Genomic DNA, 26,042 nt, shown 5'->3' with positions numbered 1-26,042 from the left:
CAATGGATCAGCTGTTTTTCATTTAAGATAACAGTGCTTTTAATAAAGCTTTTTGGACGTGCAGACGGTTTTCAGCCTGCTGAAATACCGCTGAATTCGGACCGTCGATGATCTCTGCGGTGACCTCTTCCTCCCGGTGGGCAGGAAGGCAGTGCAGAAAGACGTAATCCGGTTTGGCATGGGAGACAAGCGTTCCGTTGACCTGGTAAGGAGCAAAGATGTTCATCCGTTCTTCGGCTTCCTCCTCCTGACCCATGCTGGTAAAAACATCGGAATAGATGACATCCGCATGTTGAATGGCTGACACGGGGTCATTTGTGATTGTGACGGCAGCTCCGGATTCTTCGGCGAATGCCTCGGCCAGTTTCACCACGTCCTGATTCGGCTCATACCCTTTAGGCGAAGCCACCGTAATATCGCATCCCACCTTCGCGCAGCCGATTAACAGCGAATGCGCGACATTGTTTCCGTCTCCAACATAAACGGCTTTCAGCCCTTTTAATGTTCCTTTCATCTCTTGAATCGTCAAGAGGTCACTAAGCGCCTGACACGGATGAAAAAGATCGGTCAATCCGTTGATCACGGGAATCTCGGCGTGCTTGGCAAGCTCTTCGACTTTTTCGTGTTCGAATGTGCGGATCATGATCGCGTCGACATACCCCGAAAGCACTTTCGCGGTATCTGCGATCGTTTCCCCTCTGCCCAGCTGCATGTCTTTACTGCTTAAAAACAGGGCGTTTCCGCCGAGCTGCGCCATTCCGGCTTCAAACGATACGCGCGTTCTCGTCGACGATTTTTCAAAGATCATCGCCAATGTTTTTCCTTTAAAGATGTCTTGAATTTTATTTTGCTTCATTGCCGCAGCCTCTTTCAGCAAATAGACGATCTCTTCTTTTGAAAAGTCTTTCAGGCTTAAAAAATCCTTGCCTGACAGATTGATCTCCCGGGTCACCCCGATGTTTACAGTAGACATGTCTCCACTTCCTTTTTATATAAATCTTTTAGCGACACGGCTTTAGTCGTTCCATGCCCGCTCGTCAAAAATGCCCGCACCGTCTCTTCTTCCGTCATCACCGCCACACCGTGGGTGACGGCTTCTATCCGCTGCTTTCTCGCCTCTTTTGATTCGGCTAAATGGATGTGCAGCGCTTTGTCTTTCCGTTTGATCCAGCCCGAAAAATCGTCTGATTGTACGGTGAAGCCCGCCTGCTCTGCGAGAGAACGGAGCTCGCCGGCCCCTTCCATGTAAATGCAGCCTTTCGTTTGCCAGATTCCCGCAAAGATTTTCTTCAGGGCGCTTTCCGGATTGAAGCCGACATACATGCCTTCACCAGTCGATTTCATTTCCGGCCCAAGCTTCAAATCGACATCCTGAATAGCGTGTGATGAAAAGACCGGAAACTTCACGGCAATGCCGCGCGAATTTTTGGCAGCGGGCTTCAATTCTTTGAGTGACGAACCGGCTAACAGTTTCGCCGCAAGCGGGATCATCGGAACTCCCATCACCTTGCTGACAACCGGAACTGTCCGGCTCGCCCTCGGATTGACTTCAAGGATGAGCAGTTCATCCGCATCAGCTATAAATTGAATGTTCATAATGCCTTTAAATCCGAGCTTGCGGACGATTTTTGCGGCAGCATCACGAGCGGCGTTTTTCATCTCCGGAGTTACCGAAGGCCCCGGCAAAATCGCGTAGCTGTCACCTGAATGCACGCCCGCTTTTTCAATATGCTCGATATAAGTCGGGATATAAAGATCGTCGCCATCGCTGACAAGGTCGATTTCAAACTCTTTTCCGGATACGTATTGATCGATCAGAATCGGGTAAGGCATTTGCGATGCCCCGCCCAGCAGCTCTCTGAGCTCCGCTTCAGAGTGAACGATCATCATGCCCATTCCGCCGATCACATATGACGGCCTGATCAGCACAGGATAGCCGATTTCGTTTGCTTTCTGCACCGCTTCCGCTTTTGATGAAGCTGTTTCTCCTTTGGCATGGGAGATGCCGAGCTCGTCAAGAAGCTGATAAAATTGATCGCGGTCTTCAAGTATGTCAAGGGTTTCCGATGATGTCCCAAGCAGGGTGATACCCGCTTTTTCAATCGCTTCCGCTACATTGATTGCGGATTGGCCGCCGAATTGAACAATCGCAAAGTCGATGTCTTCTGCTTCAGCGACATTAAGAATATGCTCGGGTGTAATCGGTTCAAAATACAGACGGTCTGCCATTTCATAATCCGTGCTGACGGTTTCCGGGTTGTTGTTCAGCATGATCGTTTCAAACCCGAGGTTTTTCAGCGTCATGACGCCGTGCACGGCACTGTAGTCAAACTCGACCCCCTGGCCGATCCGAATCGGGCCTGAACCGATGATCAATGCCCGCTTTTTCGTTTTTTGAGTGATGTCTCCGTCGCTTTTCCCGAAATACGTTGAGTAAAAATAATTTGTCTTCGCATCAAATTCAGCTGCGCATGTATCGACGATTTTAAAGGATGCGGCAATGCCCATTTTCTTGCGGAGCGCGCGCACTTCTTCTTCCGTCTTTCCGGTGAGGGAAGCGATCGTAAAGTCGGTAAATCCCTTTTCTTTCACCTTTTGCAAAAGGCTGACGGACAGCGCGTCCCCCTGCTCCATTAACGTGTTTTCCAGCTGTATGATGTTAGAAAAGACATGAAGGAAGTAGTAATCCATTTTCGTTTTCTCGTGTATCTCGCTGATGGAAGTCCCCCTGCTCAGCAGCTCCATGACCGCAAAGAAACGGCGGTCATCAGGGGTCTCAAGCAGCTTCCACAACACTTCTGAAGATACGCCGCCAAGTTCAGGCAAATGTGTTCCTGACGTTTTCAGCTCAAGGGATGCGACCGCTTTTTGCAGGGCCGCTTCAAGATTGCGGTCAATCGCCATGACTTCCCCTGTCGCTTTCATTTTCGTGCCGAGCTTACGGTCGGCTTGTTTGAATTTATCGAACGGCCAGCGCGGAAATTTGACGACGACATAGTCAAGCGCAGGCTCGAAGCTTGCATACGTCGAATCTGTGAGCGGATTTTTCAGCTCGGCAAGCGTGTAGCCGACTGCCAGTTTAGCCGCCATTTTTGCGATCGGATAGCCGGTCGCTTTTGAGGCGAGCGCTGATGAACGGCTTACTCTCGGATTAACCTCGATGACATAATAGTTTTTGCTCTCCGGGTCCAGGGCGAATTGAATGTTGCAGCCGCCGACGACATCGAGCGCGGAAATGATCTTTAAGCTGGCAGAACGCAGCATTTGATATTCCGCATCCGTTAATGTCTGCGACGGAGCGACAACGATCGAATCCCCCGTATGGATGCCGACCGGATCGATGTTTTCCATATTGCAAACGGTAATGCATGTATTGTTTCTGTCCCGCATGACTTCGTATTCGATTTCTTTAAAACCGGCAATGCTTTTTTCGACAAGGCATTGATGGATCGGACTTGCGAGGAGGGCGCTTTCGATTAAAGGCAGTAACTCCTCTTTCGTCGCCGCGATGCCGCCTCCTTTTCCGCCCAATGTATAGGCCGGCCGCACGATAATCGGAAAACCGATTGAGAGCGCAAAACGAAGCGCATCATCTTGATTGTCAACAATTTCTGAAGCCGGCACAGGTTCGTTCAGCTCTTTCATCAAGGCGCGGAACTTTTCCCTGTCTTCCCCTTTTTCGATCGTATCGACAGATGTTCCAAGCAGCTTCACCCCGTATGCTTTAAGAATGCCGGCCTTTTCGAGCTCGACAGCTAAATTCAGCGCTGTCTGTCCGCCCAGATTGGCGAGCAGTCCGTCCGGTTTTTCGCGCTTGATGATTTGTGTGAGGCTTTCCACTGTCAAAGGCTCAAAATAGATTTCATCTGCAAAAGATTCGTCGGTCATGATTGTCGCCGGATTGCTGTTGACGAGAATCACCCGGTAGCCTTCGCTTTTCAGCGCCATGCAGCCCTGTGTTCCGGAGTAGTCGAATTCAGCGGCCTGCCCGATGATTATCGGCCCCGATCCGATAACGAGAATGCTTTTGATGGTTTGATCTTTAGGCATGGGCGATCTCTCTCCTTGCTTCGTTCAATTTCTGCAAATATTCGCCGAATATCCATTCGCTTTCAGCCGGTCCCGGATGGGCTTCCGGATGAAACTGAACGGATATGACAGGCAGTGTTTTATGCATCAGCCCTTCTACTGAACCGTCGTTGACATGATGAAACCTGACGGAAAATTCATTTTGGCTGATGGTGTCCCGATCGACGACATAGCTGTGATTTTGGCTTGTCATGAACACGCGTCCGGTCTCTTTATCCATGACCGGATGATTGGCTCCCCTGTGGCCGAACGGAAGCTTATACGTATCGCTTCCGAATGCGAGCGCGATCAGCTGGTGCCCGAGGCAGATGCCGAGCGTCGGATATGAAGAGATGATATCCCGGAGCACATCCATATATGGAAGGATTGCTTTCGGATCGCCCGGCCCGTTTGAAAGGACGACCCCGTCCGGATTCAGCTTCGAAATGCCGTCCATCTCTTGATAGGGAACGACCGTTACTTTGCAGCCCCGGTTTACAAGCGATGAAGCGATCGACTTTTTATAGCCGAAATCGATCAGCGCAATATGCGGATTGCCTTCCCCAAAAGCGCCGTTTTCGTTTTGTCCGGCAACCTGTGCCGCATAGTTTTCCAGCTGGCGCGGAGCCGGGATGTCGTCCTTTTGTTTCGTCAGTCTGGCATTCAGCGTCCCCTTTGCCCTGATATGCTGAACAACCGCTCTTGTGTCCACGTGCGACAAAAGCGGAACATCCCACTTCGCCAAGTATTCCCGAAGGCTTTCTGTCGCCTGATGATGGGAAAACCTGTCGCACGCTTCATAGACGACAACGCCTTTCACCTGAGGCCGTTTGCTTTCATCATCGCTTTCATTCATTCCGTAGTTGCCGATCAGCGGATACGTAAAGACAATAATCTGGCCTTTATATGAAGGGTCTGTCAAAACCTCCTGATAACCGGTCATGCCTGTAAAAAAAACGACTTCACCGGTGCAGCCGTCAAGACCGTCCAGTTCACCGCTGAAGGATGTACCATCTTCAAGAACTAAATATCCTTCCATCTTATGCCCACCTTTGATGAATAAATAGTGATATTCATGAATTTTTATACTTTCATTTCAAAAAAAATTACTGCTTTACAGCCGAATGATTTGCCATGACAACTTTCAGCTTCTCCACGGCCGCTTTGATTTCGCTTTTCGCAACCGTCAACGGCGGCAGGAGCCTGATGACGTTCGGACCCGCAGGAAGAACGAGCAACCCTTCCTTTTGAAGCGCTTCGATCAACGGCTGCACGGGTTCTTTGCACTCGATTCCGGCGATCAGCCCTTTCCCGCGGATATCTTTCACAAGCGGAAATTGGAGCTTATCTTTCAGCTGTTGATGCAAAAATGCTCCTTTGGCGCTCACTTCTTCGAGAAAGCTGCTCTCTAAAATGGTCTCCAACGTGGCGTTTGCCGCAGCCATCGCCAGCATGTTCCCTCCGAATGTCGTGCCGTGGGAACCCGGCGAGAACGCTTCTGAAAGCTCTTTTTTCCCGATGACTGCTCCGACCGGAAAACCGCTGCCTAGCCCTTTCGCGACGGTGATGATATCGGGTGACAGCCCTTCGTGTTCATATCCAAAAACCTTACCGGTGCGGCCGATTCCGGTTTGAACTTCGTCAACGATAAGGAGAGCCTGCTTATCTCGGCAAAAATCTTGAACGCTCTGCAGAAATTCTCTGCTCGCCGGGATGACGCCGCCTTCGCCTTGTATCGGCTCCAGCATCACCGCCGCGATATCTTTTTCGTCCTGCAATTCGGCAAATGCTTTCGGCTCGTTGTAAGGGAGGTAATGGAACCCTTCTAGCATCGGCCCGAACCCGAGCTTGATCTTTTCCTGTCCGGTTGCAGCCATGCCCGCATACGTGCGGCCGTGGAACGATTGCTGAAACGTTACGATTTTTGTTTTTTGCGTATGTTTTCGCGCGAGCTTTACCGCCCCTTCATTCGCTTCCGCCCCGCTGTTGCAAAAGAAGACGAGATCGCCTGCACTGTTTTTGGCAAGAAGCTGTGCAACCGTTTCTTGAAGATCATTTTGAAACAAATTGGAAACATGCCAGACATTATCAAGCTGATTTTTGACAGCAGCTGTTACTGAATCAGGGCAATGCCCGAGATTGCAGACCGCGATTCCCTGGACGAAATCGAGATAGGCGTTCCCCTTCTCATCTTGAACGATCGTGCCTTTCGCTTTTTTAATATTGATATTCCAGCGGGTGTACGTCTGAAATAAGTGACTCACGATACGGCCTCCTTTTGTTTGATGATTTTCGTACCGATGAAATTGTCTTTCGTCAGGAAAGATCCTTTCCCGCTCACAATCATCACTTCATCTACTTCATCTGTGAGAGCCTCTTTTGCGGAATGTACTTTTGGTATCATGCCTCCCGAGATCACACCTTCAGCAATCAGGCTTTCAATATCTTCGGACGTCAGCTCTTTCAGCATTTCTTCGTTTTTCATAATCCCTTTGACATCTGTCACAAACATCAATTTATCAGCGCACAAGGCTGCGGCAACAGCCGACGCCGCCAAATCGGCGTTCACATTCAAGGTCTCACAGCCATCCGTCATCGAGAGGGGGGCGATAACCGGAATAAACCCTTTTTCCATGAGCGCTTCGGCCATTCGGCTGTTTACTTTTTTTATGCGCCCGACCTGACCGTATTCTTTTTCATTTAAATAGTCGGCAAGGAGCAGTCCCCCGTCTTTTCCTGATACGCCGACAGCCGGAAGGCCGTGCTTCGCCAGCTCAGCAACGAAAAATTTGTTGATCGAACCGGACAGGACCATTTCAGCGACTTCAAGAACCGCTTTTGTCGTCTTGCGCTGTCCGTTGACGAATTCGGTTCGAATATTGAGTTTCTTCAGCATCTTTGTAATATCGGGTCCGCCCCCGTGGACGAGCGCGATTTTCCAGCCGCTTTCAGTCAGCTCTTTCAGATTTTGAAAAAATTCGTCCGATAGTTCGCGGATGATGCTTCCGCCGCATTTAAAAACGATTGTTTTCCCCATTGTGATCCCCTTTTTACGTACGATAGCTCGCATTGATTTTGACGTATTCATAAGTTAAATCGCAGCCCCAAGCCGTCCCCTTTCCTTCACCTTCCTGCATGTAAACCTCGATTTTCACTTCGCTGTTTTCTAAATATGTTTTGGCCAGCTCCTCTGAAAACGGCTGCGGTTCGTTATTTTTAAAAAGGCATTGGCCGCCCAGGCGGATTTCCACCTTCTCCGGTGTCACAGCAGCTATGCTATCCCCGATCGCGACAACGATTCTGCCCCAGTTCGCATCCGTTCCGTAAACCGCGGTTTTTACAAGGTTTGAGCCGACGATTTTTTTGGCGATGATTTGCGCTTCAAGATTGCTTTTGGCGCCGTTCACTTCAACCTCGATCAGCTTCGTCGCCCCTTCACCGTCTCTCGCGATTTGTTTGGCGAGGTCTGTGCAGACAAGCTGCAGGCCTTTTTTGAAAACCGGCCAATCTTCGTGTTCTTCATGGAGGCGCTCATTTCCGGCGCAGCCGTTCGCCATGACGAGCACCATATCGTTCGTCGATGTGTCCCCGTCGACCGTTATCTGGTTGAACGAAACGTCCGTGATTTCCCTTAATGCCCTTTGCAACGCGCTTTCTTCGATGCATGCATCTGTTGTGACAAAGCCGAGCATCGTCGCCATATTCGGGTGGATCATCCCCGACCCTTTGGCCGCTCCGCCGATCGTTACTTTTTGTCCGCCGATCCTCAGTTCATAGCACGTTTGTTTGATCACGGTGTCCGTCGTTAAGATCGCTTCTTCGAAATCGCCTTCGGCAGGCTCTGTCTCGGCGAGAAGGCTGATGCCTTTTGCGATGTTCTCCATCTTGAGGTATTCGCCGATGACGCCGGTTGAGGACACGGCCACCAGTTCCGGCTCGATCCCAAGCATATCAGCGCTTTGACGGCGCATTTCATATGCATCTTTTAAGCCCTGTTCTCCCGTGCATGCGTTGGCATTGGCACTGTTGACGATGACGGCTTGCAGTTGCGCGCTTTTTTTGAGGCTTTCCTGCGTCACCTTGATCGGTGCAGCCTGAAAGTGGCTTTGGGTATAAACGGCGGCGCTCACCGCCGGTCTTGAGCTGATGATGATTCCAAGATCCTTTTTTGAATAGCGGAGGCCGCAGTGGACCCCTTTTGCCAGATAGCCCAGAGGCGAAGCGACGCTTCCGTCTGTTTTTTTTATGCTGTCTTGACTCACCTGAATCATAAGTTTGTTCTCTCCCGTCTTATGGATAAATTGGCGTAAATTCGAGCCCGGCGGTTTCGCTCCAGCCGTTCATAATGTTGAAGTTTTGAACCGCCTGACCCGCAGCTCCCTTCATCAAGTTATCGATCACTGACACGATCGTCACTCTGTTCGTCCGTTCATCAACGGTAACACCGATATCGCAAAAATTGCTGCCGTACACCTCTTTGGTTGCAGGGAACGAACCGTTTTCTCTTACCCTGACAAAGTACGAATCTTTATAAAATTTAGAAAAAACAAGTTGCAGCTGTTCGGCATCCATACTGTCTTTCAGCTCTGTGTAGATGGTCGCCATAATGCCTCTTGTCATCGGAACTAAATGCGTGCTGAATGTGATCGGTTTAAATGCGGAGTCCCACTGTTTGACAGCTTGCTCGATTTCAGGCGTGTGCTGGTGTTCGTTTACCTTGTATATTTTAAAATTGTCATTGACCTCTGAAAAATGAGTGCCCATCGCCGCCTTTCTGCCTGCCCCTGACACCCCTGTTTTTGCATCGATGATGACAAAAGATTCGTTGATGCTGCCGCTTTTGACGAGCGGCGCCAAGCCGAGAAGGACCGCTGTCGGAAAACATCCAGGATTGGCTATGTACTGCGCCGTTTTAATGTCTTCCCGATTCAGCTCAGACAGTCCGTATACCGCTTTTTGAAGCACGTGTTCAGGCGCGGCTTCCCTTTTGTACCACTTTTCATAGACGCTTGGGTCCTGTATCCTGAGATCGCCGGACAGGTCAATAATCGGTATGTCATATCCATCAAACTGTGGCGTCAGCCGGCTGGATACCCCGGGAGGCGCTGCGATAAATAAAAAATCGATTTCGTTCGCAATCTTCTTAAGATCGATTGGTTGCAAGTGTTGATCTGTCAGTTTTACAAGGTGCGGGTATGCGGCATCATAGCGGGCTCCCTCATCACTCGATGAATACAATATGCATTCACCTGCATAAGGGTGAGTCCTCATAATCCTCATGATTTCTGCCCCTCCATAGCCAGTAGCACCTATAATACCTATTTTCAAAACAAGTTCACCTTCTTGGTCTTTGTGAAATTATTTAACATTATAACATGAATAAAAATTAATTCAATTGTATATTTAATATTTTTTTATTCATCTTTCATATTGGTGCTTTCCTCCCGCCGGCCGTCCTTTTCCTCAGCTTGGCCGTGCTCCGTTCTTACCTTCCCGGGTTCTCCGTTTTTCAAACCGGAGAATGTGCCTGCTGCCGTTTTGCAATAAAAAAAGAACGCTTGTACCAGCGTTCTTTTTAATAACGTGAGAGGCGATCTGCCGGATACGTCTCGTATCTATTTCGGCGGCTCCCTTATTCGAAAAAGAAAGAGCCTGTCAACGATTGAGCAGGCTCTGGAAACGTTTATTGGATGCCAAGTGCGATTTTCGCATATCGCGACATTTTGTCCCGTGTCCAAGGTGGATTCCAGACGATATGAACGTCAACTTCCTTGACTTCCGGAATATCTGCCAGCGCTTTTTTAACTTCATCTACAATGACAGGCGCCAGCGGACAGCCCATTGAAGTCAAAGTCATGGTCACGTCTGTTTTGCCGTTCTCATCCATATCCACGTCATATACAAGTCCGAGATTGACGATATCGACGCCCAGTTCAGGGTCAACGACCTGTTCAAGGGCGCCCATGATGTTTTCTTTTAATGCTTCATCCACTCTTCCTCACTCCTTTTTTCATCAGTATAACGCACTTCGTTCATTTTCTAAAACGATAGTACTTACAAGTGCACATCGAACCATTCGACTGTTTTCAAAAGGCCTTCCCTCGATACTTTATGTCCGGCCCGCTCATCTTCGATAAAATGCAGCAAGTCAGGCTGAGCTTCATACAGCGGAATAATCGATTCATAGAAGCGGCGCGCCAAAGCATACGGAACGGTGCCATCCTGTTTGCCGTGCCAAAATAAAAGCGGCCTCATGTTCAATTTGTCCGGCTGCAGACTCAAGTCAAAACGCTTCAATTCTTCGCGCTGCTGTTCGATTTGTTCTTCTGTGAAAGGAAGTTCAATTTTCTTTTCACGCATAAAAGCGAGCTGCTGATCAAAAAATTCTACATAGGCGGGGCTGCCCATTAAACTGACGGCAGTTGTAATCCATTCGTATTGGGTCAAAGCGCCGAGCGTGACAATGCCGCCCATCGAAGTTCCGGCGGCGCCGATACGGCCCTTTTCAATCAGGTTTTCACGTTCAAAGTGGTTTTTCAGCACGTCGAGCTCTTTGATTTCATTCGTGACGATCTCCCAAAACCTCGGGGCGAGCTCTTCCTGGGTGAGCTGTTCATCCCTCTCCCCGTGATAGAGAGCCTCGGGCAGAATCACGCGCATTCCTTTTTCAGCAAGCAGATATGCGAAGTGAAGGTTATGCTCTTTTGCGCTTGTAAAACCATGTATGAAGAAAACAAGAGGAAGAGCTTTCTCTTTTTTCTCCTCTTTTACAATATGCAAAAGAGGAATGTTTGAAATATGTTGCTTTTCGATTATGATCACGACTGTTTCTTCCTCCTTTTAGGATGTCCATCATCATCAGTTTAACATGTAGACAATAAAGAAGGTAAAAAGATACACTATAGGTAAGTCAGAACTTTCAAATTCACAATAAAGGAGCATTTATGGAGACAAAACCATATTTAATTGCATTGGACTTAGACGGTACATTATTAAAAGACGACAAGACCATCTCGGAAAGCTCCGGCGAAGTCATCCGCAAGCTGCGGGAAGATGGACATTACGTGTGCATTTCTACGGGAAGACCGTTCAGAGCAAGCTCCATGTATTATGATCAGCTCCAGCTTGATACGCCGATCGTCAATTTCAACGGGGCGTTTGTCCATCACCCTAAAGATCAAAGCTGGGGACGCTTCCATACCTCTCTTGATCTCGAGGTGGTCAAACAGATCATTGAAGTCAGCGAGACGTACAACGTACATAATATCCTTGCTGAAATTGTCGATGATGTTTATTTTCATTATCATGACGAAAAACTGATTGATGTCTTTACGATGGGCAGCCCGAATATTACAGTCGGAGATTTAAGAACAAACCTCGGCCAGGATGTGACAAGCGTACTGATTCACGCAAAAGAAGAGGATGTTCCGGCGATCCGCTCCTATCTGTCAGACGTTCACGCGGAGATGGTCGACCATAGAAGATGGGCGGCCCCGTGGCATGTGATCGAACTGATTAAAAGCGGCATCAATAAAGCGGTCGGCTTAGAGAAAATCACCGACTACTACGGGATACCGCCTGAACGGGTGATTGCCTTCGGCGATGAAGACAACGACCTTGAAATGCTCGAGTTCGCAGGCTGCGGCGTAGCGATGGGCAACGGCATCGAAGGGGTAAAAAGCGTTGCAAACAAGGTCACGAAATCGAACGAAGAAGACGGTATCGCAGTCTTTTTAAAGGATTACTTCGCTTTATAATTTTATAATTTGCCATTCATAAACGGCTTTTTAAAACGGCAATACTATGAGAAGACGGCCGCACCGGACCGTCACTCGTGTTAAGGGGGAATTCAAGATGGGTAAACGCAGCAAATCAAAACGGTTTATTCAGCAAGGCAAGGATTCGCTTAAACAGCATGCCGCCAGGTTCCCTTACCGCTCCACATTAGAAGAGGCTGAACAGAAGAGCGGCCCGACGGAATGCGGAGGGCTGTAGCATGAGAAACGAACTGTTTCAAATGGCCAAAGCAGCCGTACATGAAGCTGAAGCTTCGGCGGATTCAGGCGAAAAGGCGAAAGCCGTTGCAAGAGCCAAAAACGCCCTTTCCTCGGCGTTTGCCAATTCAACTGATGCCGAACGGCGCCAGCTTCACAATCTTCAGGAGCAGCTAGATCAACTTTCATAACACCACACCGGCTTTTTGACAGCCGGAAAGGAGTCTGTGCCATCGGCACGGCTCCTTTTTTATTTTTCTGCTTTCAAAACATAAAAATTTGACATCGGAAGCAAAAGGAAGTACATTATAAAAGGCGAACATTTTATATATTAAATAAACAAATATTCGTTTTTGGGGGTTTTTATATTGGAAAACGTGTTTGATTACGAAGATATTCAACTAATTCCTGCAAAGTGCATCGTCAAGAGCCGTTCTGAATGTGATACATCCGTGCAGTTTGGCGGAAGAACATTTAAACTGCCTGTGGTGCCGGCCAATATGCAGACCATTATAGATGAAAAGCTGGCTGTTTCATTAGCGGAAAACGGTTACTTTTATGTGATGCACCGCTTTGAGCCGGAAACACGGATCGATTTTATTAAAGACATGATGGCGCGCGGTTTGTTTTCTTCAATCAGCGTCGGAGTCAAAGATGAAGAATACGCATTTATCGAAGAGCTGACGAGAGCGAATCTCAAACCTGAGTACATCACGATCGATATCGCCCACGGTCACTCGAACGCCGTCATCAACATGATTCAGCACATTAAAAAACATCTTCCGGACAGCTTCGTGATCGCAGGAAATGTCGGAACGCCTGAAGCTGTGAGAGAACTTGAAAACGCCGGAGCCGACGCTACAAAAGTCGGCATCGGTCCCGGAAAAGTCTGCATTACCAAAATCAAGACCGGTTTTGGAACAGGCGGATGGCAGCTGGCTGCGCTGCGCTGGTGTGCAAAAGCGGCAAGCAAGCCGATCATTGCAGACGGCGGCATCCGCACCCACGGGGACATCGCCAAATCGGTCAGATTCGGGGCGACGATGGTCATGATCGGTTCGCTGTTTGCCGGTCACGAAGAATCGCCTGGAGCAACGATCGAAAAAGACGGCGAGCTCTACAAAGAATATTTTGGTTCAGCTTCTGAGTACCAAAAAGGTGAAAAGAAAAATGTCGAAGGCAAAAAAATGTACGTGGCGCATAAAGGCGCGATCATGGATACGCTGACGGAAATGGAACAGGATCTGCAGTCATCTATTTCTTATGCGGGAGGAAATAAGCTCGATGCGATCCGCAACGTAGACTACGTCATCGTTAAAAATTCTATTTTCAACGGGGATCAATATTAACGGTCAATGGATGTGAGGGCGGCGGTGTTCAGTCACCGCCGATCCTTCTGCCCTGACAGAATACAAAAAAGGCATCCTTCCGGGATGCCTTTTTTGATGGCTATTTCACTTCAAACGTTTTGCCGGCCCTCAAAGTTGCTAACTGTTCCGATCTTCCCAAAAATGTCACGTTTACTTCATATGTGCCGGGTTCAGGCACCTCTTTCCATACATCAGTAAAATCGTAAGACTCTTTCGGATTGAGCGTCATCGACTGAAACGCCTGTGTAAACATTTTTCCTTTCGAGTAGCGGTACCTTTCATTTCCTTCTTTGTCGCTGACGATCAGTTCAAATTTCTGTCCGCTGCTGAATTCAAACTCTGCCGTATCATCCGTATGGTTTACAACCGACATCCGAAATTCGATTTCTCCCTGCTTCTGGACGGGTTCAACCGTCAATGTCACACTCCCGTTATCCACTTCCCCTGATACCTCCTTATCGGGGACTTGATCCCCGTTTTGCCCGCATCCACTGACAAACAGCAGCATCACAATCATGGAAATCAGCCGCATTCATTCACCCTTTCATTAATCTTTGCGGAAAAACCCTAAAACCTGTGTTGTCTGTACGACGTTTGTGAAAGCTTTTGGATCAACTTCATTAATAATTTTTTCCAAGTCGTACAATTCATACCTTGTAATGACAATCATCATCATTTCTTTCTGTTCATTCGTAAAGGCGCCTTTCGCCGGAACGGTTGTAATTCCGCGGACCATCTTTCCGTAAATGGCTTCTTTGATCTCCTCCGCTTTCTTTGTGACAATCATAACGGTGAGCTTGGCGTGGCGGGTGTGGATGGCATCAATCACCCTGGTTGTCACATATAGTGTAACGAGCGTATATAATGCTTTCTCCCACCCGTTCAATAATCCTGCTGTTAAAATGATTGCACCGTTTAAAATAAAGAAATAGGTGCCGACCGGTTTGTCTTTCCACTTCGCCAGGATCATCGCAATAATATCCAAACCGCCCGTTGAAGCCCCGTATTTAAGGGTCAGGCCGATTCCGACCGCGGCGATCACCCCGCCGAACACGGCATTCAGTAAAATATCGTTTGACAGGCTCGCCTCAGGGAGCATCCCTAAAAAGACCGTCGTCAAGGCCACGCTCAAAATGCTGTAAACCGTAAATGAGCGCCCGACCTTCAGCCAGCCTAGAATCCCGACGGGAATGTTTAAAATAAACAATAGCGTCCCCGTTGAAAAATAAATCGGGCTGTACTGGTCAAGCGCACTCGATAAAAGCTGCGCCACCCCCGTAAAACCGCTGGCGTAAACATCGGCGGGAATCAAAAACAGATTCAATCCGATGGCATTTAACAAGGCGCCGATGATGACAATGAACAATTTTTTTGCTTCCGCTATGACCATATTTAGTTCCTCCGCTACTTTCGTATATATTTGGTTTACCCTTAAAACAATATTTTGAAAACGTCAATGTAAAAATATATGATATAGTTGACCTAAAAAAAGAAGTATACCGAAGGACAGCTTGGTGTCCTTTTCAACCATTCTTTAGAAAGAAGGGGTTCAAATGAACGTTCACCTTTTAGCAGACAGTGCGGCAGATTTGCCGAAATCTTTTTATGACGAACATCGCATCTCATTTATTCCGTTAAGGGTGCTGCTTGATGAAAAAGAATACGATGATCTTCTGACGATTCAGCCTCTGGACGTTTATGAAGCGATGCGCGAAGGCAAAGCGCCGAAAACGTCCCAGCCGTCCATGATGCGGTTCAAGAATGCATTCAGCGAGCTGGCCAACGAAAACAAACCCGCTCTCTATATCGCCTTTTCTTCAGAGCTTTCGGGAACTTACCAGACGGCTGTGATGGCGGCAAACGAAGTCAAGGAAGAGTTCCCTGCTTTCGATCTGCGGATCATCGACTCAAAATGCGCTTCATTAGGCTATGGGCTCGCGGTTAAGCACGCCCTTAAACTCGCAACTAACGGCAATACAATACAAGAAATTGAATCGTCTGTAAAGGACTTTTGCGAACATCTTGAACATATTTTTACCGTTGATGACCTGACTTATTTGGCAAGAGGCGGAAGAATCAGCAAAGCCTCGGCATTTGTCGGCGGTTTGCTGAATATTAAACCGCTTTTGCATGTTGAAGACGGCAAGCTTGTCCCCCTGGAAAAAATCCGGGGCAAAAAGAAGCTGCTCAGACGGATGATCGAATTGATGAAAGAAAGAAGCGTCGATTTGAGCGGGCAGACGGTCGGCATCAGCCACGGAGATGACGAAGAGACGGCCGAAGAAGTCAAACGGATGATCGAAGCCGAATTTCAGCCGGGGGAAATCGTCGTCAACATAGTCGGTTCAGCAGTCGGCGCCCATTCCGGCCCCGGAACATTGGCGGTCTTTTTTCCGGGGAAAGACAAAAGATAAGATAAAACAGAGGCCTGCTTTATAAAAGCAGGCCTTCTTCGTCAGCTATCTTCGGTGACAGTCTCTTCATCAGCAGCCGGTGTAAGCGCTCCATCAAGAAAGCCGGCAGCCGCTGTCGCGACATCAGGGCCTCCAGACCCCTCGACCACTTTTTCCATTGTGATCGGACAAATTTTGTACGCACCTCCGAAATTGACGACCCCTCCTGATGAAACACGATGAATGTAAACTGAGCAGCAATGTTTCATACCAAGTCTCCTTTTTTTGGGTCTTATGATATGTGTATGCTGACTGAACAAGAAGGCATAAACTTCCCGGCAAAAAACATCGCGATTGGGAGAGTACATAGTTTCGCCGACAGTGAGCAAGCTAAAAGCGACATTTTGACGGGAGGTGCTTCCTCATGAAAGATGATGATAAAAAGCCGGTTGACAATAACGCCGTCAACCAGCAGAAAAACCGGCTCGCCGAAAAAAACAGACAAGCCGGTAAACACCAGGGATCAAAGAAGCCTCATCACCTGTAAGAAACCGGCGGCGTCCCGATCGGAACGCCGCCTCATGACTATTTTTTCTCGTACGTCCAGCCCTCTTCCTGATAGACTTTATCCTGTTTCATCAGATGGCCGAGCGCCCTTTTAAATGCTGCTTTGCTCATGTTGAAGCGCTCTTTGATATCCTCCGGGTCGCTTTTATCCCAGAACGGCATTGCGCCGTTTCTCGTTCTCATATAAGTGAGAATTTGTTCTGCATCAACCGACAAGGCATCCTGCTTTCTCGGCAGAAGCGACAGATTAACAGAACCGTCATCTTTTACTTTGATCACCCTTGCGGTCAGATTTTCGCCGAGCCGCGGCTCTTCCTTTCGCTCAGAAGGATGAATGAAACCTCTGATGCCGGCTTCGGAAATCATAAAAGAGCCTGATGCGATCAAGCGGTAGATCGTCCCGGTGAGCTCTTTATTCATCAGGCCGGGTGAAGCTTCAGTAAACAGTTCGCTAATTTTGTCCTCCGGCGCCGGTTTAGCAAACATCCTTCCGTGCCCCGTGATTTTCAGCATACAGTACAGCCTGTCCCCTTTTTGCGGCCATACTGATTCATACGGCGGGAGATGCTCTGTCGCAACAAGGGCGTCTTTCGAGAGCCCGACATCGACGAAAACCCCCATGCCGCTGACGGCATCAACGACTTCCACCCAGCCGTATTGTTCAGCGCTGATGATCGGCTTTCTCATCGTAGCCGCCAAGCGATCTTCATGATCGACATACAAAAAGACATCGACCTCTTCTCTGCCTTCAATATCCTCGGTGATCTCACTCTGATGCAGAAGGACCGCCGTTTCGCCGTCCGTCAAAAAGTAACCGTAATCGGCTTTATGATCTATTTTCAATGTTAGTTGCTGTCCTGGTTTCATACTGCTTCTTCCTTTCTTATCCGCCTGTTTTTCTTATTATTCCTCCAATGTTCAAATTATTGCCAGATCGCGGCCAGGCAAAACCGCTCGATATTGGAAGTTTCACCTTATTCTACTATAATTGACTCATAAGTAAAATGGATGGAGGTTTTCACATGGCGAAAGAAAGTTCATTTGATATCGTCTCAAAGGTTGAACTGCCTGAAGTTCAAAACGCAATCCAGACCGCTCTCAAAGAAATCGGCACACGCTATGATTTCAAAGGGTCAAAAAGCAGCATCACACTCGAAGGAGAAGAGCTCGTTCTCGTATCAGACGACGAATTTAAAATGAACCAGCTGAAAGACGTGCTTGTCGGCAAACTGATCAAGCGGAACGTCCCGACGAAAAACATCGAATACTCAAAGCTTGAGAACGCTTCAGGAGGCACGGTCAGACAGCGGGGAAAATTAGTTCAGGGCATCGACAAAGAAAACGCGAAAAAAATCAATAACCTGATAAAAAAATCGGGTCTGAAAGTTAAATCGCAAGTGCAGGATGATCAAGTCCGTGTAACCGGAAAAAATAAAGACGACCTTCAGCAAATCATCGCGATGGTGAGGGAAGCCGACCTGCCGATTGATGTCCAATTTATAAATTTTCGATAAATTCTTAATTTACTGTTGATTATTCCTCCGATTTTCGGTAAATTGAGTAAAAGTAATCAATAGAAACTAAATAGCTGTTCTTATCAAGAGAGGCAGAGGGACTGGCCCGATGAAGCCTCAGCAACCGGTGAATGAATATTCATGACCAAGGTGCTAAATCCAGCAAGCAGCCTGCTTGGAAGATAAGAAGACGGACAAATGTCGATGAAAAGTCTTCTGCTTCCCAGAAGACTTTTTTGTTTATTAAGAATGATTAAGGGGGAAAACGATGGGTTTTTTGGAGGATATAAAAAGCAAAACGTTAATCGCTGACGGCGCAATGGGCACGCTTCTGTATTCCTATGGAATCGACAGGTGTTTTGAGGAATTGAACATCTCCAAGCCCGAAGAAATAAGGCGCGTCCACGAAGCGTATGTACAGGCCGGCGCCGACATCATTCAAACGAACACGTACGGCGCAAACTTCATCAAGCTGTCCAGATACGGACTCGAAGACGAAACAAAACAAATCAATGAAAAAGCGGTCCGTCTCGCCCGCTCCGCCGCGGGTTCTGCTTATGTTCTCGGTACGCTCGGCGGAATCCGGACGTTCAACAAAAACTCGTATTCTCTCGAGGACATAAAAAGAAGCTTCCGCGAACAGCTCTATCTTCTGTTAAATGAGCAGCCTGACGGACTTCTGCTCGAAACCTATTACGATTTAGAAGAAGCGCGCGAAGTTTTAAAGATTGCCAGAAAGGAAACAGAGCTGCCGATCATTTTGAATGTCTCGATGCACGAAGAGGGCGTTCTTCAGGACGGTACCCCGCTTGCGGACGGCTTGAAGCAGCTGGCATCACTCGGCGCAGACGTCGTCGGCATCAACTGCCGCCTCGGCCCTTATCATATGATCAGAGCGCTTGAAGAAGTCCCGCTTTTAGAAGACGCCTATCTTTCCGTCTATCCGAACAGCAGCCTCCCATCCCTTGTCGAAGGCAGGCTTGTTTATGAGACGGATGATGAATATTTCAGGGAAAGTGCGGAGGAATTCCGCAATCAAGGCGCACGGATCATCGGCGGCTGCTGCGGAACGACGCCGAACCACATCAGAGCGATGGCTGAGGCGGTCAAAGGGCTTCCGCCAGTCACCGAAAAACGCGTGAAAATCAGAAAGAAAGCGGCGCTTGCCGTTCAAAACGAAAGGACAGAGCCCGCACTTGACGATCTGGCAAAGCAGAAACGGTCCATTATCGTCGAGCTCGATCCTCCAAAACAATTAAACTTTGAGAAATTTTTGAACGCCGCAGAGGAGCTTAAATCAGCCGGAATCGATGCTCTGACATTGGCGGACAACTCCCTTGCCACACCGAGGATCAGCAATGTCGCCTGCGGCGCGCTCTTAAAACAGCGCCTCGATATGAGGTCGCTGATCCATATCACATGCAGAGACCGCAACCTGATCGGCCTGCAGTCCCATTTAATGGGGCTCGATACACTGGGGCTGTCGGACGTGCTGGCGATTACCGGCGATCCGTCGAAGATCGGCGACTTTCCGGGAGCGACTTCCGTCTATGATCTGACATCGTTCGATTTGATCAGCCTGATCAAGCAGTTTAACGAAGGCTTGTCCTATTCGGGTAAACCGCTCGGCAAGAAAACGAATTTCTCAGTGGCGGCCGCCTTCAACCCGAATGTCAGACACATTGACAAAGCGGTGAAACGGCTTGAGAAAAAAATCGCCTGCGGTGCAGACTATTTCATTTCTCAGCCTGTCTATTCAGAGGAGCAGCTCATCAAAATCCACGAGGAAACGAGGCATCTTGAAACACCGATCTATATCGGTGTCATGCCGCTGACCAGCAGCCGCAACGCGGAATTCATCCACAACGAAATCCCCGGCATCAAGCTGTCAGATTCAATCCGCGAAAAGATGGCGCTGGCAGGAAACGACAAACAAAAACAGGCCGAGGAAGGGCTCGCGATCGCCCGCTCCCTACTTGATGCAGCGTGCGACCTGTTCAACGGCATTTATCTGATCACACCGTTTTTGCGGTCTGATTTAACCGCCGAGCTGACGGCATATATCCACCAGATAGAAAAGGAGAAGACAAATGTCTAACATCAATGACCAGCTGAAGAAAAAAATCCTCGTCCTTGACGGTGCGATGGGAACGATGATCCAGGACGCCGGTTTGTCCGCCGCAGACTTCGGAGGCGAAGCCTATGAAGGGTGCAATGAATTTCTAAGCATCACGGCGCCCCATGTCATTCAGGGCATCCACGAAGCCTATCTCGGCGCTAAAGCCGATATCATTGAGACCAATACGTTCGGAGCCACCCGGCTCGTTCTGGACGAATACGACCTCGGGCATCGCGCCTATGAAGTCAACATCGCTTCAGTCAAACTTGCCAAAGCGGCCGCCGAAAAGTTTTCAACACCTGAATGGCCAAGGTTTGTCGCCGGTGCGATGGGTCCGACGACAAAAACCCTTTCCGTCACCGGCGGCACAACCTTTGAAGAACTGATCGATAACTACGAAGAACAGGCAAGAGCGCTGATCACGGGGGGAGCCGACCTCTTGCTGCTCGAAACGAGCCAGGATATGCTGAACGTTAAAGCCGGCTTTATCGGCATCAGACAAGCCTTCGAAAAAACCGGCAAAACCCTTCCGCTCATGGTATCAGGCACGATCGAACCAATGGGCACGACACTGGCCGGCCAGGATATCGAATCGTTCTATATCTCTCTCGAGCATATGAAGCCGGTCAGCGTCGGTTTAAATTGCGCGACGGGCCCGGAATTTATGACAGATCACATCAGAACCCTATCATCCCTTGCGAGGACGGCCGTCAGCTGCTATCCGAATGCCGGCCTCCCCGATGAGGAGGGGCAATACCATGAATCACCGCAATCGCTGGCGAAAAAAATCAAGGCGTTTGCTGAAGAAGGCTGGCTGAACATCGTCGGCGGCTGCTGCGGAACGACGCCCGCCCATATTGAAGCGCTGGCCGATGAAGTAGCCTCACTGCCGCCGCGGACGGTTCCTTCGGGAGCAAAGCCGCACACCGTCTCAGGGATCGACGGATTAATTTATGAAGAAACGATGCGTCCCCTTTTTGTCGGAGAACGGACAAATGTCATCGGATCGAGAAAATTCAAGCGGCTGATCGCCGAACAAAAATTTGAAGAAGCATCCGAAATCGCGAGAGCCCAAGTGAAAAACGGCGCCCATGTCATCGACATCTGCCTCGCAGACCCGGACCGCGATGAAGCGGAAGATATGGAAGGCTTCTTAAAAGAAGCGATGAAAAAAGTAAAAGCCCCTTTTGTCATCGACTCGACGGACAAAACGGTAATCGAAAAGGCGCTGAAATACTCACAGGGAAAAGCGATTATCAATTCGATCAACCTTGAAGACGGCGAAGAACGGTTCGCTGACATCCTGCCGTTCGTCAAACAGTTCGGAGGCGCGCTCGTCGTCGGCACGATCGATGAAGAGGGAATGGCGGTCACCGCGGAAAAGAAGCTGGCCGTCGCCGTCCGGTCGCATCAGCTGCTCACCGAAAAATACGGAATACCGGCCAGCGATATCATCTTCGATCCGCTCGTCTTCCCGGTTGGAACGGGTGATGAACAATATATCGGCTCAGCTAAAGAAACGATCGAAGGCATCCGCCTCATCAAAGAGCGGCTCCCTGAATGTTTAACGATTCTCGGCGTCAGCAACGTCTCATTCGGTCTTCCGCCCGTCGGCCGGGAAATCTTAAATGCTGTATTCTTGTACCACGCAACACAGGCTGGGCTCGATTACGCGATCGTCAATACGGAAAAGCTTGAGCGGTTCGCTTCCATTCCTAAAGAAGAAGTCGAAATGGCTGAAAAACTTCTGTTTCACACTGATGACAAAACGCTCGCATCCTTCACTGACTTCTACCGCGGAAAGAAAAAAGCGGACAAACAGCCGAAAACGTCCCTTTCCCTGGAAGAGCGCTTGGCTGAATACGTGATTGAGGGTACGAAAGAAGGCTTGATTCCCGATCTCGAACAAGCGTTGAAAAAATTCGCCACCCCGCTCGACGTGATCAACGGTCCGCTCATGGACGGCATGGCAGAGGTCGGACGGCTGTTTAACAACAATGAGCTGATCGTCGCCGAAGTGCTGCAGTCGGCAGAGGTCATGAAAGCTGCCGTTTCCTTTCTCGAACAGTATATGGAAAAGAAAGACGACAGCGGTAAAGGAAAGATCATATTGGCAACCGTTAAAGGCGATGTCCATGATATCGGCAAAAACTTAGTCGACATCATTTTAAGCAACAACGGCTACAAGGTCGTCGATCTTGGAATTAAAGTGACGCCGCAGGAGTTAATTGAAGCGATCCGTAAAGAGAATCCCGACATCATCGGTCTGTCCGGCCTGCTCGTCAAATCGGCTCAGCAAATGGTTGTTACGGCGCAGGACCTCGACAAAGCGGATATTTCCATCCCGATCATGGTCGGCGGAGCCGCGCTTTCAAGAAAATTCACGAACATGAAAATTTCGCCTGAATATAAAGGACCGGTTTTATATGCGAAGGACGCCATGGACGGCTTATCGCTCGCCAATCAGCTGCGGAAGGACCCGTCGCAGTTTCTCGAGAAAAAAGAAGCGGCTGCACCCGCCGCCGTCGCAGAAAAGAAGCAGACGAAAGCCGTGATTGAAATGCTTGAAAAACGGGCGCTCGTTCCGAAGGCGCCGGTCTTTCAGCCGGAAGACTTAAAGCGGCACTATTTGAAAAACATCGACCTTTCTTATATCGTGCCGTATGTCAATGAACAAATGCTGCTCGGCCATCACCTCGGCTTGAAAGGAAAAGTCAAAAAACTCCTGGCTGAACAGCATCCGAAAGCACTGGAGCTGAAAAATCTGATTAACGAGTTGCTGAGAGACGGGAAAGAACACGGCTGGTTCGATCCCGCGGTCGTTTATCAATTTTTCCCTGCGTACAGCGACGGGGATTCGCTTCATATTTTAGACCCCGGGAACAAAGACAGCATCCTTGAAACGTTTGTTTTTCCAAGGCAGGAAAAGCTTCCATACCGCTGTATTTCCGATTACGTCCGACCGAAAGGAGAGCTTGATTATGTCTCGTTCTTTGCCGTGACGGCGGGCAGGCATGTAAGAGCAGCCGCCAACCGCTTTAAAGAAGAAGGCGACTACTTGAAAAGCCATGCTGTACAAGCGCTCGCTCTTGAGCTGGCCGAAGGGCTCGCCGAACGAACGCACCAAGTTATCCGCGACCGCTGGGGCTTCCCTGATGCACCCGACTTCACGATGGAACAGCGTTTTCAGGCGAAATATCAGGGACAGCGCTATTCCTTCGGATACCCGGCCTGTCCGAATCTCGAAGATCAGGAAAAGCTCTTCAGACTCATTCAGCCCGAAGGAATCGGCGTTCACTTAACAGAAGGCTTTATGATGGAGCCCGAAGCTTCCGTATCAGCGATCGTTGTCTCCCATCCGGAAGCCAGATATTTCAATGTTCATTAATAAACGACCCTGCCTGCCGTTTGCGGCCGGCAGGGTTCATCATCTATGTTCGTAAAATATGCCGTGAATCTTACTCAGTCATTACCGCTTTCAGGATTTATAATGCGCGACAATAGATTCAGCCATTTTAAGTATCTTTCCGTGCAGTTCTTTGGGCTCAATAATCCTCATGTGCTCTGCGAATCCGAGTATATACCTTTTTGCTTCTTCTTCCGTATCAAAAGATAATGTAACAGGTATCCAGCCCTCCTGGTCGATCTCATTTGTTTCGATGATCCGCACAAAATGATTGGTAAACGACAGCCTCGGCAAGATGGCCTGCGCCGCCTTCACCCGCACTTCATACGTCGGTAACTTTTCGATAAATTCCTTTGTTGAAGACTGCCATACGTGAGCAATATCAAAGTTTTCGGGCCTTTCAAATGTTTCACGAACAAAAATGGCAGATTGAATCCGTGAAGCCCTGTAATTTCGAATCTTCCCATTTTCTTTTGATGCAATTAGATACCAGTTTGACCCTTTAGCCACCAGTCCAAGCGGCGCTACAATACGAGCAGCCGTTTGTCCATCTGCCCGCTGATAGATGATTTTTAATTTTTGATCTTTCCATATGGCCTCTTTCAGCACTTCAAAGGATGCTGCTTTTTCCTTCTTATGACGCCATGAACAGGTATCAATATATATTCGGTTCCATACATCTTTTGCGTTTTGGCGATATACCGATGGCAGCGAGGCTATCAGTTTATTTCGGGCTTCTTCGGATATGCGGGTTAATCCGAGATCGTCAAGCAATTGTTCAGAAAGCGGGACAAATAATGCGCGTATTTCGGATTCTTTTAAGCCGGTTAAAGTGGTTTGGTAATCATCAAGCAATGACCAGCCTCCATTTATGCCGCGTTCGGCCACAACGGGAATCCCCGCTCCGCTTAAAGCTTCCATATCCCTGTAAATCGTCCGCTCAGAGACTTCCAGTCTTTCCGCTAATTCTTTCGCCGTCATTTGCCCTTGTGCCTGAAGCATTAAAAGAATAGATATCAGTCGATCCCCTCTCATATGACCACCTTTTTTATCAATGAATGAATTTATTTAATAAAATATGACAATGGTTGTCAAGATTCAGCTTTTATAATGAACATATCTTTTATGATGAAAGGAATGGGATGAATGAAACCGCTGAAAGGAAAAATCGCTCTCGTAACAGGCGGAAGCAGAGGCGCCGGCCGCGCCATCGCTGCAGAACTTGGAAAAGCCGGTGCAACCGTGTATATTACAGGCCGCAGCATCAGGGGGGCTTCCACGAATCAATGGCCCGGTACAATTGATGACACCGTGTCACAAATTGAAGCTTCCTGCGGAAAGGCTATTGCTGTAAGATGTGATCATACGAACGATTCAGAAACAGAGGCTGTCATCGCTAAAATTCGCGAAGAGCAAGGAAAACTGGATATTTTGATCAACAATGTGTGGGGGGCGCACGATCTGGGTGTCGAGGCAAAGCCATTTTGGGAATTATCATTGAAAAATTGGGATACGATGTTCACCGCCGGGGTGCGTGCCCAGCTGGCGACAAACCACTTCGCCGTGCCGCTCCTTCGCGAAAATAAACAAGCTCTTATCATTCACACGACCTTCTGGGATGAGAACAAGTACACCGGACAGTTTTATTACGATTTGGCCAAGAACGCAATCGTCCGCATGGCGTACGGTCTTTCATTGGAATTAAAACGGGACAACATTGCCGTTATTGCCGTTTCTCCGGGATTTATGAGAACCGAACTTGTGCTGAAACACCATGAATCAGATGAGGCGCATTGGCGGGAGTCGGAAGATTTAAGGAGAACCGAAACGCCTTATTATGTCGGACGCGGAATCACAGCATTGGCCAAAGATCCGGATGTGATGGAGAAAAGCGGACGTGCGTTAAGAGTTGGTGATTTAGCCAAAGAGTATCAGTTTACAGATGTGGATGGACGATATATTCCGCCATTTACGATATAGGGATTAGGGACCGCCTCCCGGGGGAAATGATTCATTAAACAGATCAGGGGGTGATGATCATCCTGCTTTGATTGTTTCCACAAGCGTTATATATAATGGAAACATCACAGCATGCTGAAAATCGATTACCCTCATCTGATCTGCACTTGAAGGAGGAATCATATGATTGAAGTCAAACCAATAAATGCGGAAGATACGTATGAGATCAGGCACCGCATTCTCCGGCCGAATCAGCCGCTGGAAGCATGTATGTATGAAACCGATTTGCTCGGGGGTACGTTTCACCTCGGGGGATATTACCGGGGCAGGCTGATCAGCATCGCCTCCTTTCATGAAGCCGAACATTCAGAGCTTGAAGGCCAAAAACAGTATCAGCTGAGAGGGATGGCGACGCTTGAAGGGTACCGCGAGCAAAAAGCGGGAAGTACGCTTATCCGCCATGCCGAAGAGCTTCTTCGGAAAAAAGGCGCGGACCTTTTATGGTGCAACGCCAGGACATCTGTGAGCGGCTACTATGAAAAGCTCGGCTTCAGCGAACAAGGCGGGGTCTACGACATACCACCGATCGGACCTCATATTTTAATGTATAAGAAATTGACGTAAATAAACCCCGCCTGAAGCGGGGCATTCC

24 protein-coding genes, 1 pseudogene and 1 riboswitch are annotated in these 26,042 nt (G+C 48.7%); of the genes and pseudogenes, 11 read left to right on the top strand and 14 right to left on the bottom strand.

Features of this window, described 5'->3' with window-relative positions:
- Positions 1–22 precede the first annotated feature (22 nt).
- The 9 genes from argF to BTA31_RS07375 all read right to left on the bottom strand — a co-directional run bounded on the left by argF (position 23) and on the right by BTA31_RS07375 (position 10,890).
- The gene (argF, locus tag BTA31_RS07415; RefSeq protein ID WP_076790464.1) at positions 23–973 is read right to left on the bottom strand and encodes an ornithine carbamoyltransferase; all 951 of its coding nucleotides are present in this window, start codon (positions 971–973) and stop codon (positions 23–25) included.
- The gene (locus BTA31_RS07410; RefSeq protein ID WP_076790462.1) at positions 961–4,050 is read right to left on the bottom strand and encodes a carbamoyl phosphate synthase large subunit; all 3,090 of its coding nucleotides are present in this window, start codon (positions 4,048–4,050) and stop codon (positions 961–963) included. The genes argF and BTA31_RS07410 overlap by 13 nt, the downstream gene beginning before the upstream one ends.
- The gene (locus tag BTA31_RS07405) at positions 4,043–5,107 is read right to left on the bottom strand and encodes a carbamoyl phosphate synthase small subunit (protein ID WP_076790460.1); all 1,065 of its coding nucleotides are present in this window, start codon (positions 5,105–5,107) and stop codon (positions 4,043–4,045) included. Before BTA31_RS07405 ends, BTA31_RS07410 begins: the two co-directional genes overlap by 8 nt.
- Before the next feature lie 67 nt (positions 5,108–5,174).
- Entirely contained in the window at positions 5,175–6,332 is a 1,158-nt protein-coding gene (locus tag BTA31_RS07400) for an acetylornithine transaminase (RefSeq protein ID WP_076790457.1), read from the bottom strand.
- Entirely contained in the window at positions 6,329–7,105 is a 777-nt protein-coding gene (argB, locus tag BTA31_RS07395; RefSeq protein ID WP_076790455.1) for an acetylglutamate kinase, read from the bottom strand. Before argB ends, BTA31_RS07400 begins: the two co-directional genes overlap by 4 nt.
- 13 nt (positions 7,106–7,118) lie before the next feature.
- Complete coding sequence (gene argJ / locus BTA31_RS07390) at positions 7,119–8,339, bottom strand: bifunctional ornithine acetyltransferase/N-acetylglutamate synthase (protein ID WP_076790453.1); 1,221 nt, start codon at positions 8,337–8,339, stop codon at positions 7,119–7,121.
- Positions 8,340–8,358: 19 nt separating this feature from the next.
- On the bottom strand, positions 8,359–9,396 hold the full coding sequence (gene argC / locus BTA31_RS07385; RefSeq protein ID WP_076790451.1) for an N-acetyl-gamma-glutamyl-phosphate reductase: 1,038 nt from the start codon (positions 9,394–9,396) through the stop codon (positions 8,359–8,361).
- A 355-nt stretch (positions 9,397–9,751) separates the two neighbouring features.
- Positions 9,752–10,060, bottom strand: coding sequence for a metal-sulfur cluster assembly factor (locus tag BTA31_RS07380; RefSeq protein WP_076790449.1), 309 nt, complete (start codon positions 10,058–10,060; stop codon positions 9,752–9,754).
- A 62-nt stretch (positions 10,061–10,122) separates the two neighbouring features.
- On the bottom strand, positions 10,123–10,890 hold the full coding sequence (locus BTA31_RS07375) for a prolyl oligopeptidase family serine peptidase (protein WP_076790448.1): 768 nt from the start codon (positions 10,888–10,890) through the stop codon (positions 10,123–10,125).
- Between the two features lie 122 nt (positions 10,891–11,012).
- Between BTA31_RS07375 and BTA31_RS07370 the strand changes: the two genes are divergently transcribed.
- The 4 genes from BTA31_RS07370 (at position 11,013) to guaC (ending at position 13,411) form a co-directional block, all read left to right on the top strand.
- Positions 11,013–11,825 (top strand): Cof-type HAD-IIB family hydrolase, encoded by an 813-nt coding sequence (locus BTA31_RS07370; RefSeq protein WP_043925593.1) that lies wholly within the window; start codon positions 11,013–11,015, stop codon positions 11,823–11,825.
- A gap of 97 nt (positions 11,826–11,922) precedes the next feature.
- On the top strand, positions 11,923–12,063 hold the full coding sequence (locus BTA31_RS22980) for a hypothetical protein (protein WP_003180548.1): 141 nt from the start codon (positions 11,923–11,925) through the stop codon (positions 12,061–12,063).
- Between the two features lies 1 nt (position 12,064).
- Positions 12,065–12,253 carry a DUF3813 domain-containing protein gene (locus BTA31_RS07365; protein WP_043925592.1) on the top strand — a complete coding sequence of 63 codons (189 nt, stop codon included), beginning with the start codon at positions 12,065–12,067 and terminating at the stop codon, positions 12,251–12,253.
- Positions 12,254–12,430: 177 nt separating this feature from the next.
- Positions 12,431–13,411 (top strand): GMP reductase, encoded by a 981-nt coding sequence (gene guaC, locus BTA31_RS07355; protein WP_076790444.1) that lies wholly within the window; start codon positions 12,431–12,433, stop codon positions 13,409–13,411.
- Positions 13,412–13,511: 100 nt separating this feature from the next.
- Here guaC and BTA31_RS07350 read toward each other — a convergent pair whose 3' ends face one another.
- Together BTA31_RS07350 and BTA31_RS07345 are read right to left on the bottom strand one after the other, a co-directional pair.
- Entirely contained in the window at positions 13,512–13,964 is a 453-nt protein-coding gene (locus tag BTA31_RS07350; RefSeq protein ID WP_076790440.1) for a BsuPI-related putative proteinase inhibitor, read from the bottom strand.
- 15 nt (positions 13,965–13,979) lie between these two features.
- On the bottom strand, positions 13,980–14,822 hold the full coding sequence (locus tag BTA31_RS07345; RefSeq protein WP_043925589.1) for a YitT family protein: 843 nt from the start codon (positions 14,820–14,822) through the stop codon (positions 13,980–13,982).
- A 163-nt stretch (positions 14,823–14,985) separates the two neighbouring features.
- Between BTA31_RS07345 and BTA31_RS07340 the strand changes: the two genes are divergently transcribed.
- Positions 14,986–15,846: a DegV family protein gene (locus BTA31_RS07340; protein ID WP_076790438.1), complete on the top strand. Its 861-nt coding sequence runs from the start codon at positions 14,986–14,988 to the stop codon at positions 15,844–15,846.
- Positions 15,847–15,887: 41 nt separating this feature from the next.
- On the opposite strand, the gene BTA31_RS07335 is transcribed toward BTA31_RS07340, so the two are convergent.
- Entirely contained in the window at positions 15,888–16,094 is a 207-nt protein-coding gene (locus tag BTA31_RS07335; RefSeq protein WP_076790435.1) for a spore germination protein, read from the bottom strand.
- Positions 16,095–16,249: 155 nt separating this feature from the next.
- Here BTA31_RS07335 and BTA31_RS22510 point away from each other — a divergent pair, with 155 nt between their 5' ends.
- The gene (locus BTA31_RS22510) at positions 16,250–16,372 is read left to right on the top strand and encodes a DUF3941 domain-containing protein (protein WP_094777414.1); all 123 of its coding nucleotides are present in this window, start codon (positions 16,250–16,252) and stop codon (positions 16,370–16,372) included.
- Between the two features lie 38 nt (positions 16,373–16,410).
- Here BTA31_RS22510 and BTA31_RS07330 read toward each other — a convergent pair.
- A pseudogene (locus BTA31_RS07330) lies at positions 16,411–17,279 on the bottom strand (CvfB family protein).
- A gap of 135 nt (positions 17,280–17,414) precedes the next feature.
- Here BTA31_RS07330 and BTA31_RS07325 point away from each other — a divergent pair.
- The 3 genes from BTA31_RS07325 to metH all read left to right on the top strand — a co-directional run bounded on the left by BTA31_RS07325 (position 17,415) and on the right by metH (position 23,413).
- Positions 17,415–17,906: a YajQ family cyclic di-GMP-binding protein gene (locus BTA31_RS07325; RefSeq protein ID WP_043925585.1), complete on the top strand. Its 492-nt coding sequence runs from the start codon at positions 17,415–17,417 to the stop codon at positions 17,904–17,906.
- 77 nt (positions 17,907–17,983) lie between these two features.
- Positions 17,984–18,095: riboswitch (SAM riboswitch) on the top strand.
- Between the two features lie 79 nt (positions 18,096–18,174).
- A complete protein-coding gene (locus BTA31_RS07320; RefSeq protein WP_076790433.1) occupies positions 18,175–20,004 on the top strand; it encodes a bifunctional homocysteine S-methyltransferase/methylenetetrahydrofolate reductase in 1,830 nt (609 codons plus the stop codon).
- Positions 19,997–23,413, top strand: a complete 3,417-nt coding sequence (metH, locus tag BTA31_RS07315) for a methionine synthase (RefSeq protein WP_076790431.1) — start codon at positions 19,997–19,999, stop codon at positions 23,411–23,413. The genes BTA31_RS07320 and metH overlap by 8 nt, the downstream gene beginning before the upstream one ends.
- A gap of 90 nt (positions 23,414–23,503) precedes the next feature.
- Here metH and BTA31_RS07310 read toward each other — a convergent pair whose 3' ends face one another.
- Complete coding sequence (locus BTA31_RS07310; RefSeq protein ID WP_076790429.1) at positions 23,504–24,466, bottom strand: helix-turn-helix transcriptional regulator; 963 nt, start codon at positions 24,464–24,466, stop codon at positions 23,504–23,506.
- 111 nt (positions 24,467–24,577) lie between these two features.
- Here BTA31_RS07310 and BTA31_RS07305 point away from each other — a divergent pair, with 111 nt between their 5' ends.
- A complete protein-coding gene (locus tag BTA31_RS07305) occupies positions 24,578–25,411 on the top strand; it encodes a dehydrogenase/reductase SDR family member 1 (protein WP_076790427.1) in 834 nt (277 codons plus the stop codon).
- A gap of 162 nt (positions 25,412–25,573) precedes the next feature.
- Positions 25,574–26,014: a GNAT family N-acetyltransferase gene (locus BTA31_RS07300; protein ID WP_076790425.1), complete on the top strand. Its 441-nt coding sequence runs from the start codon at positions 25,574–25,576 to the stop codon at positions 26,012–26,014.
- The last annotated feature ends 28 nt before the right edge of the window (positions 26,015–26,042 follow it).

The organism is Bacillus haynesii (assembly GCF_001969855.1).
GTDB lineage: Bacteria > Bacillota > Bacilli > Bacillales > Bacillaceae > Bacillus > Bacillus haynesii.
This window is presented reverse-complemented; position numbering and strand designations above follow the sequence as displayed.